Genomic DNA, 14,657 nt, shown 5'->3' with positions numbered 1-14,657 from the left:
CGGGTCCGGCGAGTCGCGGTCACGCCGTGGTGGGGGCGGGTCCGGCGGATCGGGGTCACGCCGCGGCGGCGTGCTCGGTGACCCGGACCAGGGGCAGCAGCTCGTCATGGGCCGGCCGGTCGAACTCCCCGGCGGCGGGGGCGAGCACGGTCGCCGCGGAGAGGGCCACCGCCCGGGCCAGCCGCTCGGGCCAGGGCAGGCCGTCGACCAGCCCGGCGAGCAGCGCGGCGACGACGGAGTCACCGGCTCCGGTGGGATTGCCGCGGACCGGGGCGGGCGGGGCGGCCCGCCAGACGCCGTCCGGGGTGACGGCGATCAGCCCGTCGGCGCCGAGGGAGGCGACCACGCTGTGGGCGCCCCGGCGGCGGGCGTCGAGGGTGGCGCGCAGCGGATCGCGGGCGCCGGTGAGCCGGGCGAGTTCATCGGCGTTGGGTTTGACCAGGTCGGGGCGGGCGGCGATGCCCCGGCGCAGTGGTTCGCCGCTGGTGTCGAGGAGGACGGGGACCCCGGCCGCGCGGGCCCGGCGGATGAGATCGGCGTACGCCCCGACATGGACACCGGGCGGCAGGCTGCCGCAGAGGGCGACGGCGCGGGCCTCGGGCAGCAGGGCGGTGTAGCGGCCGAGGAGGGCGGCCCACTCCCCGGGGGAGATCAGTGGCCCGGGCTCGTTGAGCTGGGTGGTGTCGCCGGTGGCGGTGTCGACGACGGCGATGGTGCGGCGGGTGTTCCCGGCGGTGGGGACCAGGGCGTCGTGGGGGCCCTCGGAGGCGAGGAGGCCGCGCAGTACGGTGCCGACCGGTCCGCCCGCGAAGCCGGTGACCACGGTGGAGTGGCCGAGGGCGGCGAGCACCCGGGCGACATTGAGCCCTTTGCCGCCGGGGCGTTCGACGACCTCGCCGACGCGGTGGCTGGTGTGCGGGGCCAGGGTGTCGACGGTGTAGGTGATGTCGAGGGCGGTGTTGAGTGTGACCGTCAGGATCACGGTGCCACCCCTTCCGGCCTGCCGGGCCGTCACATGCGCGTACGGTCCTGATCATGCCAAAAGTAAGGCGGTTGGCCCAGACCCTGGGCCAACCGCCTTGTGGTGCGCGGGGTGTACGCGTCCGTGGTGCGGGGGTTCGCGCCCCGGTACGGGGGTTACGCGTCCCGGTGCGGAGGTTACGCGGGCTCGATCACCCAGGAGCCCTGCCGCATGACGCCCTTGAGCCGGAACTCCTCGTCCAGGACGACGAGGTCGGCGTCCTTGCCGGGCTCCAGCGAGCCGACGCGGTCGGCGATGCCGAGGAGTCTGGCGGGGTTGGCGGAGATGGCCTGGACGATGTCGCCGACGGGGATCTTGTCGATGGTGGCCGCGCGGCGGAAGGCGGTGTCCAGGGTGAGGGTGGAGCCCGCGATGGAGCCGCCCTCGGCGAGCCGGGCGACACCGTCGACCACATCGACGGCGAGCGGTCCGAGCTGGTAGCGGCCGTCGCCGAAGCCCGCCGCGTCCATGGCGTCGGTGATGAAGGCGACCCGTGCGGCGCCCGCGCGGTGGAAAGCGAGTTCCAGGGCGGCGGGGTGGAGGTGGGTGCCGTCGTTGATCAGCTCGACGGTGACCCGCTCGTCCTCCAGCAGGGCGGCGATGGGGCCGGGGGCGCGGTGGCCGAGCGGGGGCATCGCGTTGAAGAGGTGGGTGGCCACGGTGGCGCCCGCGTCGATGGCCTCGACGGTCTGCTCATAGCTGGCGTCGGTGTGGCCGATGGCGGCGATCACCCCGTGCTCGGCGAGGAGCCGTACGGAGTCGATGCCGCCGGGCAGTTCGGTGGCGAGGGTCACCATCCGGGCGGTGCCGCGCCCGGCGTCGAGGAGCTTGCGGACCTCGGCGGGGTCGGGGTGGCGGAGCAGTTCCTCGCTGTGGGCGCCCTTGCGGCAGGGGCTGATGAAGGGGCCCTCGAAGTGGATGCCCGCGAGATCGCCCTGTTCGACCAGTTCGGAGAGGGCGCCGGCGCGCTGGGCCAGGAAGTCGGTCTCGGCGGTGACCAGGGAGGCGACCAGGGTGGTGGTGCCGTGCTCGCGGTGGGTGCGCACCCCGCGCAGCACATCCTCGGCGGTGCCGCCGGTGAAGGAGGCTCCGCCGCCGCCGTGGTTGTGGAGGTCGATGAAGCCGGGAACGATCCAGTGGCCGGAGAGATCTCGGGTCGGCGCGTGCTCGGGCGCCGCACCGGCGATCTTCGTACCGTCCACGATCAGCCGTCCGTTCTCGACGGTCCCGGTCGGCAGTACCACCCGGGCTCCGGTGAGGACGGTGCAGTCGGCGCGTGCGGCGCTGTCGGCGAGTGCGGCGCGTGCGGCCATTAGGCGGTTACCTCCGAGTCGGTGGCGATCAGATCCCAGGCGAGCAGTCCCGCGCCCAGGCATCCGGCGGTGTCCCCGAGGGCTGCCGGGACGATGGCGGGCACCTTCTGGAACGTGACCCGCTCCGCGACGGCGGCCCTGAGGGGTGTGAACAAGGTTTCCCCCGCCTCGGCGAGACCGCCACCGATGATCAAGGCGCGGGGGTCCAGGAGGGTGAGGGCGGTGACCAGTCCGGCGGCCAGCGCGTCCACGGCGTCGTTCCAGACGGCGATGGCGCCGGGGTGGCCGGACTCGACGGCCTTGGCGCAGTCGGCGGCGTCGGCGTCGGGGTCGCCGCTGGCCTCGGCCCAGGCGCGGGAGACGGCGGCGGCGGAGGCGAACATCTCCAGACAGCCGCGCTGGCCGCAGCCGCAGAGGGGGCCGTCGGGGCGGATGACGCAGTGGCCGATCTCTCCGGCGTAGCCATGGGCCCCGGCCTCGATGGCGCCGCCGATGCCGATGGCTCCGGCGATACCGGTGCCGAGCGGGACGAAGAGGAAGCGGTCGGCTTCGCGGCCGGCGCCGATCCGGCCCTCGGCGAGGCCGCCGGTGCGGACATCGTGGCCGAGGGCGACGGGGATGCCGTCGAGGCGCTCGCTGAGCAGGGCGCGCAGGGGGACGTCACGCCAGCCGAGGTTGGAGGCGTAGACCGCGATGCCTTCCTCGGAGTCGACGATTCCGGGGATGGCGACGCCTGCGGCGAGGGCGCTTTCCCCGAGGTGGTCCCGGCCGAAGGCGCGCAGGTCGGCGGCGAAGTCGAGGATGGACCGCACGACGGCATCGGCCCCTCGCTCGCGCCCGGTGGCGCGGCGGGCCTCATGGAGTAGGGCTCCGTCCGGCCCGATGAGGGCGGCCTTCATGCCGGTGCCGCCCACATCGAGGGCGATGACGTGTCTCACGTGGACAGTCTGGCGCGAGACCACCCGAAAGGTCTAGTCCACTAGCTCCGATTGTTGCCGAACCGTACAAACCCCCACGGGGTCCTTACGGAAGCCGCACACCGGGATCCCGCTCCAGGTCAGGCCCGCCGGCCAGGCGATTTCGGACCCCGGGGCCGGGGGCCTGGCGCCTGAGCCCGGGCCCGGTGGAGGGGTGGTCCGGTACGAACCCGACACCCCGGGAACGCCGGGGGCGCACCGGAGTGCCGGGCCGGGGGACCCTGTGTCAGGGGAGGATCACGCTGCGGCTGAGGTTCCTGGGGCGGTCGGGGTCGAAGCCACGGGACTCGGCGAGGGCGACCGCCAGCCGCTGGGCGCGGATCAGATCCGCCAGCGGGTCGCCGGTCGGATCGGCGACCAGCTGCCCCCCGACCCCGGCCACATCCGCCGCCAGCCCCTCCGGCACCGCGCCGAAGACCCAGGCCACCCGGTTCGGCCCGGTGATCGCGATGGGCCCGTGGCGGTACTCCATCGCCGGGTACGCCTCCGTCCAGGCCCCCGCCGCCTCCCGCATCTTCAGCCCCGCCTCCAGCGCGAGCCCGTAGGTCCAGCCCCGGCCCAGGAAGGTCCACTGCTCCGCCGAGACCACCGGGTCCGCCAGGGGCTCCGTCACCGCCAGCTCCGCGTCCACCGCCGCCTCCGCCACCGGCTTCACTCCCGGCACCTCACCGAGGCCCGCCCGCAGAAAGGCCAGCGCCGTGGTGGCGAACCGGGTCTGGACCACCGACTCCTCGTCCGCCCAGTCCAGTACGGCGACCGTGTCGGCCACCGCCATCACCGGGGTCTTCGGGTCCGCCGTGAGGGCCGTCGTCGGCACCGAGCCCTTCAGCCGCTCCAGCAGCTCCAGCACCTCCGTCGTGGTGCCGGAGCGGGTGATCGCGACCACCCGGTCGTACGCCCGCCCCACCGGGAACTCCGAGGAGGCGAAGGCGTCCGTCTCCCCCTGGCCCGCCGCCTCGCGCAGCGCCGCGTACGCGATGGCCATGAACCACGACGTCCCGCATCCGGTCACCGCCACCCGCTCCCCCGGGCGGGGAAAACCATCGAAATCCACCGCCGCCCGTGCCGCCCTCCGCCAGCACTCGGGCTGTGTGGCTATTTCCTCTGCCGTACGGGACATGTGACATGACTCCTAGCGCGTACACGTGTATTCGGACAGGCACCTGACGCATTCGTGCCGAGATGTGCTTAGCAGTCCCGGACACATCCGGGCAATGGTCCCCCGGGGCGTGTTGTTACGCAGGAACACTGCGTTTTGTCTGTTGCAGAAGTGAGACCACTGGGCATGGACCACCGAACCTCCCATGGTGGAAAATCGCTCCTCATCCCGGCGGACGGCAACAGCGGATCACCGCGCGGAAACACGTAACTGCACAGTGGGAGAAGAGTTTTGCGGCGTCACTGGTTGAGTCTGACGGCGGCTGCGGTCGCCCTGGGAACGACGGTCACCCTCTCCGGGTGCGGTGCGACGGGCGGTTCGTCCGGCGATGTCACCCTGACGCTGCTCGCACCGGACTACAACGTCAGCGGCGACCAGAGCACCAAGGAGTACTGGGCCCAACTGGTCAAGGAGTTCGAGGCCAGTCATGACATCAAGGTCGATGTGACCATCACCTCCTGGGACACGATCCACGCCGAGGTCGCCAAGCTGGTCGAGGAGGGCAAGGCTCCCGACATGGCGCAGATCGGCTCGTACGCCGACTACGCGGCCGACGGAAAGCTGTACAGCGCCGACCAACTCCTCTCCATACCCGTCCAGTCGAACTTCCTCCGCCCCCTGGTGGACGCGGGCGAACAGCGCCGGGTGCAGTACGCGATGCCGTTCGCCGCCTCCACCCGGCTGCTCTTCTACAACAAGTCGCTCTTCGCCGAGGCGGGTGTCGAGAAGGAGCCCGGGAACTGGGACGAACTCCGCTCCGCCGCCGAGAAGTTGAAGGACGCCGGGGTCAAGTACCCCTACGCCCTGCCGCTCGGGCCGGAGGAGGCCCAGATCGAGACGATGCTGTGGATGCTGGGCGGCGGCAGCAACGGCTATGTGGATCCCGGTGGTTCGTACGCGCTGAACTCCAAACAGAACACCGACGCGCTGGACTGGGTGAAGAGCAATCTGGTCGAACCCGGCCTGGTCGGGCCCGACGCGCCCGGCAAGCTGAACCGCAAGGCCGCGTTCAAGGCCTTCGTCAAGGGCGATGTCGGGATGGTCAACGGCCATCCCTCGCTGCTGCGGGAGGCCCAGGACGCCGGGATCGAGGTGGGCAGGGTGCCCGTGCCCGGCAAGGAGGGCAAACCCAAGTCCGCGGTGGGCGTGGCCGACTGGATCCTGGGATTCAAGGAGAACGGCCACCGTTCGGAGATCGGCAAGTTCTTCAATTTCGTCTTCACCGACAAGAATGTGAAGGCATTCGCCGCCCAGAACGATCTGCTGCCGCCGACGGTGTCCGCCACCGAGTCCATGGAGGTGGACCCGGAGCACAAGATCCTCAAGAACTTCCTGGTGGAGCTGCCGACCTCGCAGCTGCCGCCGGTCAACAAGGTCTCCTGGGGCCCGGTGAGCGAGGAGATCAAGAAGTCCATCGGCGAGGCGATGGTGCCCGGCAAGCGGCCCGCCGATGTCCTCGGGCGGATCGCCCAGCGCGCCTCGGAGGAGGAGACCCGCGAGGAGGAGTAGGCGCTCGCGGTCGGGCCGGGGCACGCCCTGCGGGCCCGGAGCCAGGGGCCCGGCGACCGGTCTCCCGAGGGCCGGTGCGGAGCCACGGGCCCGGGGCGGGCCGTTACGGTGGAACCATGACCGACGACACCCCCCGCACGGGTCTCACGGAGCGGGACCGGGCCGTCCTCGCGATGGAGCGGCTCTCCTGGCCGGGCCCCGGCGCCAAGGAGCGGGCCGTCCGGGAACGGCTCGGCATCTCCCCCGTCCGCTACTACCAGCTGCTCAACGCCCTGCTCGACGACGCCCGCGCGCTGGCCCACGATCCGGTCACGGTGAACCGGCTGCGCCGGGTCAGAGACGAGAAACGCGCGCGCCGATAGGGTCGGGACATGGGCAGCCCACCGCACGCGCATCCCCTGCCGCAGCCGTCGACGCCCGAGGGCCGGGACGGTCTCGCCGCACTGCTGGAACGGCCCTGTGAGGCCGTTGTCGCCCTCGACTTCGACGGCACGCTCGCCGAGATCGTGCCCGACCCCGAGCGGGCCCGCGCCCACCCGGACGCCGTCCCCGCCCTCGCCCGGCTCGCCCCCGAGGTCGCCTCGGTGGCCGTGGTCACCGGGCGCCCCGCCGGGGTCGCCGTCCGCTACGGAGGCTTCGCCGGCGTCCCGGGCCTGGAGCACCTGGTCGTCCTCGGCCACTACGGCGCCGAGCGCTGGGACGCGGTCAGCGGCACCGTCCGCACCCCCGCCCCGCACCCCGGGGTCGCCGCCGTCCGGGCCGAGCTGCCCGGCTTCCTCGACTCCATCGGGGCCTGGAGCGGCACCTGGATCGAGGAGAAGGGCCAGGCGGTCGCGGTCCACACCCGCAGGGCCGAGGACCCCTCCGCGGCCTTCGCCGCCCTGCGCGAACCGCTCGCCGCCCTCGCCACCCGCCACGGTCTGGTCCTGGAACCGGGCCGGATGGTGCTGGAGCTGCGCCCGCCCGGCATGGACAAGGGGGTCGCCCTCGGCGAGTACGTCCGTGAGGTCGGCGCCCGTGCCGTCCTCTACGCGGGCGACGACCTGGGCGACCTCCCGGCCTACGCCGCCGTGGAGAAGCTGCGCTCGGACGGGGTGCCGGGGCTGCTGGTGTGCAGCGGCAGCGCCGAGGTCACCGAGCTGGCCGAGCGGGCCGATCTGCTGCTGCCCGGCCCGGCGGCCGTGGTCGCCTTCCTCGCGGCACTCGCCGCCCGGCTCCGTCCGGACGGACCCTGATCCTGTGCCCCGAGCGGGCGGTGATCAGGCGCGCAGCGCCTCCAGCTGGTCCAGGAACCACCGGCTGGGCGGCAGCGCCGTCGCCGCCCGCGCCAGCTCCCCGGTGCGCCGGGTGCGCTCCGCCTCCGGCATGGTCAGCGCGGTGTGCAGGGCGTCGGCGGTGCCGGTCACGTCGTACGGATTGACCGTGATCGCGTACTCGCCCAGCTCCTCATGGGCGCCCGCCTCCCGGGAGAGCACCAGCGCGCACCCCGCGTCGGAGACCACGGGGATCTCCTTGGCGACCAGATTCATCCCGTCCCGGATGGGGTTGACCAGGGCGACATCGGCGAGCCGGTACGCGGCGAGGGAGCGGGCGAAGTCGTCCCGTACATGGAGGACGACCGGGGTCCAGCCGTCGGTGCCGAACTCGTCGTTGACCTCCCCGGCGAGCCGGGCCACCTCGGCCGTGTAGTCGCGGTAGACCGCCAGGTCCTGGCGGGAGGGGTAGGCGAAGGCGAGATGCACCACCCGCTCGCGCCACTCGGGCCGGGTGCGCAGCAGCTGCCGGTAGGCGAGCAGCCCGCGCACGATGTTCTTGGACAGCTCGGTGCGGTCGACCCGGACGATCGTCTTCCGGTCGGGGCCGATCTGCTCCCGGAGAGCGGCCATCCGCTCCGCCACATCGGGCCGGTGCGCCCGCTCCTTCAGAAAGGCGGCGTCCGCGCCGAGACCGTGGACGCCGATCCGGGTGCCGGCCAGCGCGTCCGGGCCCAGGATCCGTACCGCGCACTCCCCGAAGGCATCCGCCCAGCGGCGGGTGAGGAAACAGGTGCGGTCGGCGCCGAGGAGCCCGCGCAGCAGCTGGGCGGCGATGTCGTCGGGGAGCAGCCGGAAGTAGTCCACCGGGGCCCAGGGGGTGTGCGAGAAGTGGCCGATGCGCAGATCGGGGCGGAGCTGCCGGAGCAGCCCCGGCACCAGCGCCAGGTGGTAGTCCTGGACCAGGACGGCGGCGCCGGTGGCGGCCCGGTCGGCGAGCGCCCGCGCGAAGGACGCGTTGTACCGCTCGTACGCCTCCCAGCGGCGCCGGAAGCCGTCGTCGAAGACGGGCTCCAGCGGGGTCTGGTAGAGCAGATGGTGGATGAACCACAGCACCGAGTTGGCGATGCCGTTGTAGGCCGCGGTGTGGGTCTCCTCGTCGATGGCGAGCATCAGCACCCCGGGCTCGCCGACGCCCCGGCGCACCGCCTCGCGGTCGCCCTCGCCCAGGGCGGAGCAGACCCAGAGGGTGTCGGCGCCGGAGCCGATGGCGGAGAGGCCCGAGACCAGCCCGCCACCGCCGCGCCGGGAGGTCAGCTCCCCGTCGTCGCCGAGGGTGTAGCTGACCGGGCCTCGGTTGGAGGCGACCAGAACGGTGGCGGCACGGGGTGTTCCGGAGGGATCGGGGGCCATAGCGCGAACCTAGCCCGTGCCGGGATGCCTCAAACGTACGTACGCCTCGGTTGGCGCATGCCCGCCATCGGCACCCCGTCGCCCACCCGCCCCGAAGACCTGTGTCCGCCCGCCCCGGATCTGTGTCCGCCCACCCCGGGCCTGTGCGCACCCGGTGCCGGTACGGGGGTCAGGCGCGCCGGTACGGGGTCAGGCGCCGGTACGGGGGTCAGGCCGCGTGGCGGGCCGCGTACTCCCGGATCTCCCGCATCGGCGGCCTCTCCTCGGTGTCCACGGGATGGGTCCGGGGGACGAACCCGTCCGCGCCCCGCTCGAACTGGGTGAGCGCGGGCCTCACCAGATGGCCGGGCTTCAGCCGGAGCTGTGCGGTGCGGTAGATCGCCGCCGCCATCCGGCCGAGCGCCTGTCCGTCCTGGTGACGGTGGATCCTGCGGCCCACATCGACCTGGGCGAGCCCGTCCAGACCGACCGTGTGCAGCGCGTCCACCAGCAGGCCCAGCTCCACCCCGTACCCCACCGGGAACGGCAGTCGCTCCAGCAGCGAGCGCCGGGCCGCGTACTCGCCCCCGAGCGGCTGGACGAACCCGGCCAGGAGTGGCCAGTGCAGATTGAGCAGCGGCCGGGCCACCAGCTCGGTCACCCGGCCGCCCTGGCCCGGGGTCCCGGCGAGCGGGCGGTCGTACATCGCCTTCACCAGGCTCACCTCCGGGTCGGTGAGCAGCGGCCCCACGATGCCGGAGACGAAGTCCGCGGAGAACTCCTCCAGATCGGCGTCGACAAAGCAGACGATGTCCCCGCTGGTCACCATCAGTGACCGCCAGAGCACCTCGCCCTTGCCGGGGACCGCCGGTATCCGGGGGAGCACCGCATCCCGGTGGACGACCCGGGCGCCGGCCGCGGCGGCGACCTCCGCCGTGCGGTCGGTGGAGCCGGAGTCGATCACCACCAGCTCGTCCACAAGCGGAACCCGCTCCATCAATTCGCCCCTGATCTCGGCGACGATGGCTCCCACCGTCGCCTCCTCATTGAGGGCGGGCAGCACCACACTGACCCTGGCCGACCGCTTCGCCGCCATGGTCCGGGACAGCGGGCGATCCGCCACCGACCAGGAGCGCCTGCTCATCCAGCGCTCCACTTCATCGAGCACGTTTGCCCATCTCCCCACAGCCTGTGACGCATCTCGCGGTTCGGACGACTATCTCAACCCACCGGACCTTCCGTTACAGTCTTGAACAACGCGGAGGTCCGGCGCATGTCGGGTCCCCCCGTCGACCGGTCGCGATAAAAGATCGCCGTGAACGATCGCAGCGAACGGTCGCAGTTCAACAATCGAATACCGCTCATCCAGAGGGGCAGAGGGATACGGCCCGTTGAAGCCCCGGCAACCCTCCAGCCGGTCTCGTCGCGTACAGCGCAGCGAGGCTCCCGGCTCGGGAAGGTGCCAAATCCGTCTCATGGCGAAACGCGTCATGAGGAAGATGAGGAGAAAGGGCCTCGCCTCCATGGCTGTGCAGACCGTCGCAAGCACCACCGCCGACACCGACCCCGCCGCCGTCGCCCCCGATCTGGGCCCCGCCGCCGCGCTCTCCTGTCGCGAGTGCGGCCAGCGCTTCCCGCTCGGACCGATCTTCGCCTGTGCCGAGTGTTTCGGACCGCTGGAAGTCGCCTACGACCTGCCCGACGACGGGCCCGAGGCGCTGCGCGAGCGGATCGAGGCCGGACCGCAGAACATCTGGCGGTACGCCCCGCTGCTCCCCGTCCCGGCGGACGTCGCGAGCAAGCCCAGTCTGAACCCGGGCTTCACCCAGCTGGTCAAGGCCGACAACCTCGCCCGTGAGCTGGGCATCACCGGCTCCCTCCACATCAAGGACGACTCGGGCAACCCGACCCACTCCTTCAAGGACCGGGTCGTGGCCATCGCCGTCGAGGCGGCCCGCGCCTTCGGCTTCACCACCCTCTCCTGCTCCTCCACCGGCAATCTCGCGGGCGCGGTCGGCGCGGCGGCGGCGCGGGCGGGCTTCCGCTCCTGTGTCTTCATCCCGCACGACCTGGAGCAGGGCAAGGTCGTGATGGCCGCGGTGTACGGCGGCGAGCTGGTGGGCATCGAGGGCAACTACGACGATGTGAACCGCTTCTGCTCGGAGCTGATCGGCGACCCGCTCGGCGAGGGCTGGGGCTTCGTCAACGTCAATCTGCGCCCGTACTACGGCGAGGGCTCCAAGACCCTGGCGTACGAGATCTGCGAGCAGCTGGGCTGGCGGCTGCCGGACCAGATCGTGATCCCGATCGCCTCCGGCTCCCAGCTCACGAAGATCGACAAGGGGTTCCAGGAGCTGATCAAGCTGGGCCTGGTCGAGGAGAAGCCGTACAAGATCTTCGGCGCGCAGGCCGAGGGGTGCTCCCCGGTGTCGGCGGCGTTCAAGGCGGGCCACGACGTGGTCCGCCCGGTGAAGCCGGACACCATCGCCAAGTCGCTGGCGATCGGCAACCCGGCGGACGGCCCGTATGTGCTGGACATCGCCCGCCGGACCGGTGGCGCGGTGGAGGACGTCGACGACGAGCAGATCGTGGACGCGATCAAGCTGCTCGCCCGGACCGAGGGGATCTTCGCCGAGACGGCGGGCGGGGTCACCGTGGGTGTCACCCGGAAGCTGATCGAGAGCGGGGTGCTGGACCCGTCGCTCACCACGGTGGTGCTCAACACCGGTGACGGGCTGAAGACCCTGGACGCGGTCGCCCCGACCAGCGGTCCGACGGCGACCATCCGCCCGAGCCTGGAGGCGTTCCGCGCCGCCGGCCTCGCGGACTGAGCCACGCCGCCCCCTTCACCGCCGTATCCGCGGCGGCGCCGTATCAGCGCCGCCGCCGCGTCACCGCCGTATCAGCGTCACCGCCGTGTCCGCGCCGCGCCCGGCGCGCCGAGCACCCTGGAGAGCCACCGATGAGCGTCACCGTCCGCATCCCGACCATTCTGCGCACCTACACCGACGGCCGGTCCGAGGTCCCCGCCCAGGGGGCGACCCTCTCCGAGGTGATCGCCGACCTGGAGAAGAACCACGCGGGGATCGCCGCGCGCGTCCTGGACGACACGGGGCGGCTGCGCCGCTTCGTGAACATCTATGTGAACGACGACGATGTCCGTTTTGAGCAGGGTCTGGAGACCGCGACGCCGGACGGCGCCGGCATCTCGATCATCCCCGCGGTGGCCGGCGGCTGACCCCGTCGCCACTTACGCAACGTCACTTCGATTGCCCCCTCCGTAAGACAAACGGAGGGGGCAATTCTGCATGGTTGAGCACGCTACAGTTGGGGAACGCCCCCGGATTCGCCTCGACGGACGCCCTATGGGAATGCGCCCGAGCGCGATAAGAAGCAGCCAATGTGCGCGTTGACTATGTCTCATAAGTCTCCTTTGCCGGGCCCGAGTTGCCCTGGAATTTCGTGAATTCTTGGTAATTACACCTTCCGCCATGCCTGGATTTCTCGTCCGATTGACCTGTTGCAGAGGGCAGTTGGGCAGATACATTCAGCCGCGGTCGACGCGTTCCGACGCACACCTGTGGGTGTCTTCGTCCCGTCTTCGGCGGAGTTGGCACTGCGGGTGAGATCTGACCCGGGTCCGTGAAGTGCGGTCCTGCGCAAGGGCCAGTAATAGGGGAGTTAGGCATGGCTCAGGGCACCGTCAAGTGGTTCAACGCGGAGAAGGGCTACGGCTTCATCGCGGTCGACGGTGGTGCGGATGTATTCGTCCACTACAGCGCGATCCAGATGGACGGCTACCGCACCCTGGAGGAGGGTCAGCGAGTCGAGTTCGAAATCTCGCAGGGGCAGAAGGGACCGCAGGCCGACATGGTGAAGCTGACGGCCTGAGCGGGCGCCACCGACGGGCCAGGACGGCCGGAGGGGCGGTTCGCGCCCGTACCACCCGCGGAGGAACCTGCGACGCGATCGGCCACCGACGCGATGACGCAGCATGTGGGGTCCGCATCCCGGAGACGGGGTGCGGACCCCACAGGCATTCCCGGCGACGGCCGGCGCCGGCGGGCGCGGAAGGCGGGGCACCCCCGGCCGGCACAGCACCCCGGCGAGCGCGGCGCCCCGGCGGTCGGGGGTGCCCCACAGGTGCCTCCGTGCGCCGCCCCGCGCGCCCCGGAGCGTGCCCCGTGAGGGTCCGGTTCTCCCCAAGGCGCTTGCACTCTCCCTGGGCGAGTGCTAATCATTGGCGTTAGCACTCTCCCCGTGAGAGTGACAAAGAAGGACCGGGTCGGTGAGGTCTCCAGGCCGGGGTGGACCAGTGTCCACCAGGGCAGCGGGACCGTCCGTCGCGGGCGCCAGCGCGGTCCACCAGAGCTTCCCACCAGTCCGTGGAGGACACTTCACATGGCAAAGATCATCGCGTTCGACGAGGAGGCGCGGCGCGGCCTTGAGCGCGGGATGAACCAGCTCGCCGACGCCGTCAAGGTCACCCTCGGTCCCAAGGGCCGGAACGTGGTCCTGGAGAAGAAGTGGGGCGCGCCCACGATCACCAACGATGGCGTGTCCATCGCCAAGGAGATCGAGCTGGAGGACCCGTACGAGAAGATCGGCGCCGAGCTCGTCAAGGAAGTCGCCAAGAAGACGGACGACGTCGCCGGTGACGGTACGACGACCGCCACGGTCCTGGCTCAGGCGCTGGTCCGCGAGGGTCTGCGCAATGTCGCCGCCGGTGCCAACCCGATGGCCCTGAAGCGCGGTATCGAGAAGGCCGTCGAGGCCGTCTCCGCCGCCCTGCTGGAGCAGGCGAAGGATGTGGAGACCAAGGAGCAGATCGCCTCCACCGCCTCCATCTCCGCCGCCGACACCCAGATCGGCGAGCTGATCGCCGAGGCCATGGACAAGGTCGGCAAGGAAGGCGTCATCACCGTCGAGGAGTCCCAGACCTTCGGTCTGGAGCTGGAGCTCACCGAGGGTATGCGCTTCGACAAGGGCTACATCTCGGCGTACTTCGCGACCGACATGGAGCGTATGGAGGCGTCCCTGGACGACCCGTACATCCTGATCGTGAACTCCAAGGTCGGCAACGTGAAGGACCTCCTTCCGCTGCTGGAGAAGGTCATGCAGTCGGGCAAGCCCCTGCTGATCATCGCCGAGGACGTCGAGGGCGAGGCCCTGTCCACGCTGGTCGTGAACAAGATCCGCGGCACCTTCAAGTCCGTCGCCGTCAAGGCCCCGGGCTTCGGCGACCGCCGCAAGGCCATGCTGAACGACATCGCCATCCTCACCGGCGGTACGGTCATCTCCGAGGAGGTCGGCCTCAAGCTGGAGAACGCCGGCCTGGACCTGCTGGGCCGCGCCCGCAAGGTCGTCATCACCAAGGACGAGACCACCATCGTCGACGGTGCCGGTGACAGCGACCAGGTCGCCGGTCGGGTCAACCAGATCCGTGCCGAGATCGAGAACTCCGACTCGGACTACGACCGCGAGAAGCTCCAGGAGCGTCTGGCGAAGCTGGCCGGCGGCGTGGCCGTCATCAAGGCCGGTGCCGCCACCGAGGTCGAGCTCAAGGAGCGCAAGCACCGCATCGAGGACGCCGTGCGCAACGCGAAGGCGGCCGTCGAGGAGGGCATCGTCGCCGGTGGCGGCGTGGCGCTGCTCCAGGCCTCCTCCGTCTTCGAGAAGCTGGAGCTGGAGGGCGACGAGGCCACCGGTGCCAACGCCGTCCGTCTGGCCCTGGAGGCCCCGCTCAAGCAGATCGCCGTCAACGGCGGCCTTGAGGGTGGCGTCGTGGTCGAGAAGGTCCGCAACCTCACCCCGGGTCACGGTCTGAACGCCGCGACCGGCGAGTACGTGGACATGATCGCCGAGGGCATCCTCGACCCGGCGAAGGTCACCCGCTCCGCGCTGCAGAACGCCGCCTCCATCGCGGCGCTCTTCCTCACCACCGAGGCCGTCATCGCCGACAAGCCGGAGAAGGCCGCCGCGGCCGCTCCGGGCGGTATGCCGGGCGGTGACATGGACTTCTGATCCCCCGGG

13 protein-coding genes and 1 riboswitch are annotated in these 14,657 nt (G+C 71.3%); of the genes, 7 read left to right on the top strand and 6 right to left on the bottom strand.

The features are described from left to right. Positions 1-55: 55 nt before the first annotated feature. The 4 genes from ABT354_RS32205 to ABT354_RS32190 all read right to left on the bottom strand — a co-directional run bounded on the left by ABT354_RS32205 (position 56) and on the right by ABT354_RS32190 (position 4,431). A complete protein-coding gene (locus ABT354_RS32205) occupies positions 56-982 on the bottom strand; it encodes a 1-phosphofructokinase family hexose kinase (protein WP_351500361.1) in 927 nt (308 codons plus the stop codon). Between the two features lie 176 nt (positions 983-1,158). Next, positions 1,159-2,334 carry an N-acetylglucosamine-6-phosphate deacetylase gene (gene nagA / locus ABT354_RS32200; protein WP_351500359.1) on the bottom strand — a complete coding sequence of 392 codons (1,176 nt, stop codon included), beginning with the start codon at positions 2,332-2,334 and terminating at the stop codon, positions 1,159-1,161. Next, positions 2,334-3,272 carry an ROK family protein gene (locus ABT354_RS32195; RefSeq protein WP_351500357.1) on the bottom strand — a complete coding sequence of 313 codons (939 nt, stop codon included), beginning with the start codon at positions 3,270-3,272 and terminating at the stop codon, positions 2,334-2,336. Before ABT354_RS32195 ends, nagA begins: the two co-directional genes overlap by 1 nt. A gap of 265 nt (positions 3,273-3,537) precedes the next feature. Next, positions 3,538-4,431 (bottom strand): SIS domain-containing protein, encoded by an 894-nt coding sequence (locus ABT354_RS32190; RefSeq protein WP_351500355.1) that lies wholly within the window; start codon positions 4,429-4,431, stop codon positions 3,538-3,540. 270 nt (positions 4,432-4,701) lie between these two features. On the opposite strand from ABT354_RS32190, the gene ABT354_RS32185 reads away from it, so the two are divergent. The 3 genes from ABT354_RS32185 (at position 4,702) to otsB (ending at position 7,214) form a co-directional block, all read left to right on the top strand. Beyond that, positions 4,702-5,979: an ABC transporter substrate-binding protein gene (locus tag ABT354_RS32185; protein WP_502983538.1), complete on the top strand. Its 1,278-nt coding sequence runs from the start codon at positions 4,702-4,704 to the stop codon at positions 5,977-5,979. 116 nt (positions 5,980-6,095) lie between these two features. Continuing rightward, entirely contained in the window at positions 6,096-6,341 is a 246-nt protein-coding gene (locus ABT354_RS32180) for a DUF3263 domain-containing protein (protein ID WP_351500351.1), read from the top strand. Positions 6,342-6,350: 9 nt separating this feature from the next. Then, positions 6,351-7,214: a trehalose-phosphatase gene (gene otsB, locus ABT354_RS32175; RefSeq protein ID WP_351500349.1), complete on the top strand. Its 864-nt coding sequence runs from the start codon at positions 6,351-6,353 to the stop codon at positions 7,212-7,214. A gap of 24 nt (positions 7,215-7,238) precedes the next feature. Here the strand turns inward: otsB and ABT354_RS32170 are convergent, their stop codons facing one another. Together ABT354_RS32170 and ABT354_RS32165 are read right to left on the bottom strand one after the other, a co-directional pair. Beyond that, positions 7,239-8,645, bottom strand: coding sequence for an alpha,alpha-trehalose-phosphate synthase (UDP-forming) (locus ABT354_RS32170; protein WP_351500347.1), 1,407 nt, complete (start codon positions 8,643-8,645; stop codon positions 7,239-7,241). Between the two features lie 208 nt (positions 8,646-8,853). Continuing rightward, positions 8,854-9,792, bottom strand: a complete 939-nt coding sequence (locus ABT354_RS32165; RefSeq protein WP_351500345.1) for a glucosyl-3-phosphoglycerate synthase — start codon at positions 9,790-9,792, stop codon at positions 8,854-8,856. Between the two features lie 190 nt (positions 9,793-9,982). Further along, a riboswitch (SAM riboswitch) is annotated at positions 9,983-10,130 on the top strand. Between the two features lie 17 nt (positions 10,131-10,147). On the opposite strand from ABT354_RS32165, the gene thrC reads away from it, so the two are divergent. From thrC to groL, 4 genes are all read left to right on the top strand, one after another. Further along, on the top strand, positions 10,148-11,455 hold the full coding sequence (gene thrC, locus ABT354_RS32160) for a threonine synthase (RefSeq protein ID WP_351500343.1): 1,308 nt from the start codon (positions 10,148-10,150) through the stop codon (positions 11,453-11,455). A 131-nt stretch (positions 11,456-11,586) separates the two neighbouring features. Further along, on the top strand, positions 11,587-11,862 hold the full coding sequence (locus tag ABT354_RS32155) for a MoaD/ThiS family protein (RefSeq protein WP_351500341.1): 276 nt from the start codon (positions 11,587-11,589) through the stop codon (positions 11,860-11,862). A gap of 449 nt (positions 11,863-12,311) precedes the next feature. Next, positions 12,312-12,515, top strand: coding sequence for a cold-shock protein (locus ABT354_RS32150; protein ID WP_003953467.1), 204 nt, complete (start codon positions 12,312-12,314; stop codon positions 12,513-12,515). A gap of 510 nt (positions 12,516-13,025) precedes the next feature. After that, positions 13,026-14,648, top strand: a complete 1,623-nt coding sequence (gene groL / locus ABT354_RS32145) for a chaperonin GroEL (protein ID WP_323449138.1) — start codon at positions 13,026-13,028, stop codon at positions 14,646-14,648. Positions 14,649-14,657: the final 9 nt, after the last annotated feature.

The organism is Streptomyces sp. NPDC000594 (assembly GCF_040299965.1).
In the GTDB taxonomy this organism is placed as follows: domain Bacteria; phylum Actinomycetota; class Actinomycetes; order Streptomycetales; family Streptomycetaceae; genus Streptomyces.
Note: the sequence above shows the minus strand (reverse complement) of the source record. Positions and strands in the feature narration are given on the sequence as shown.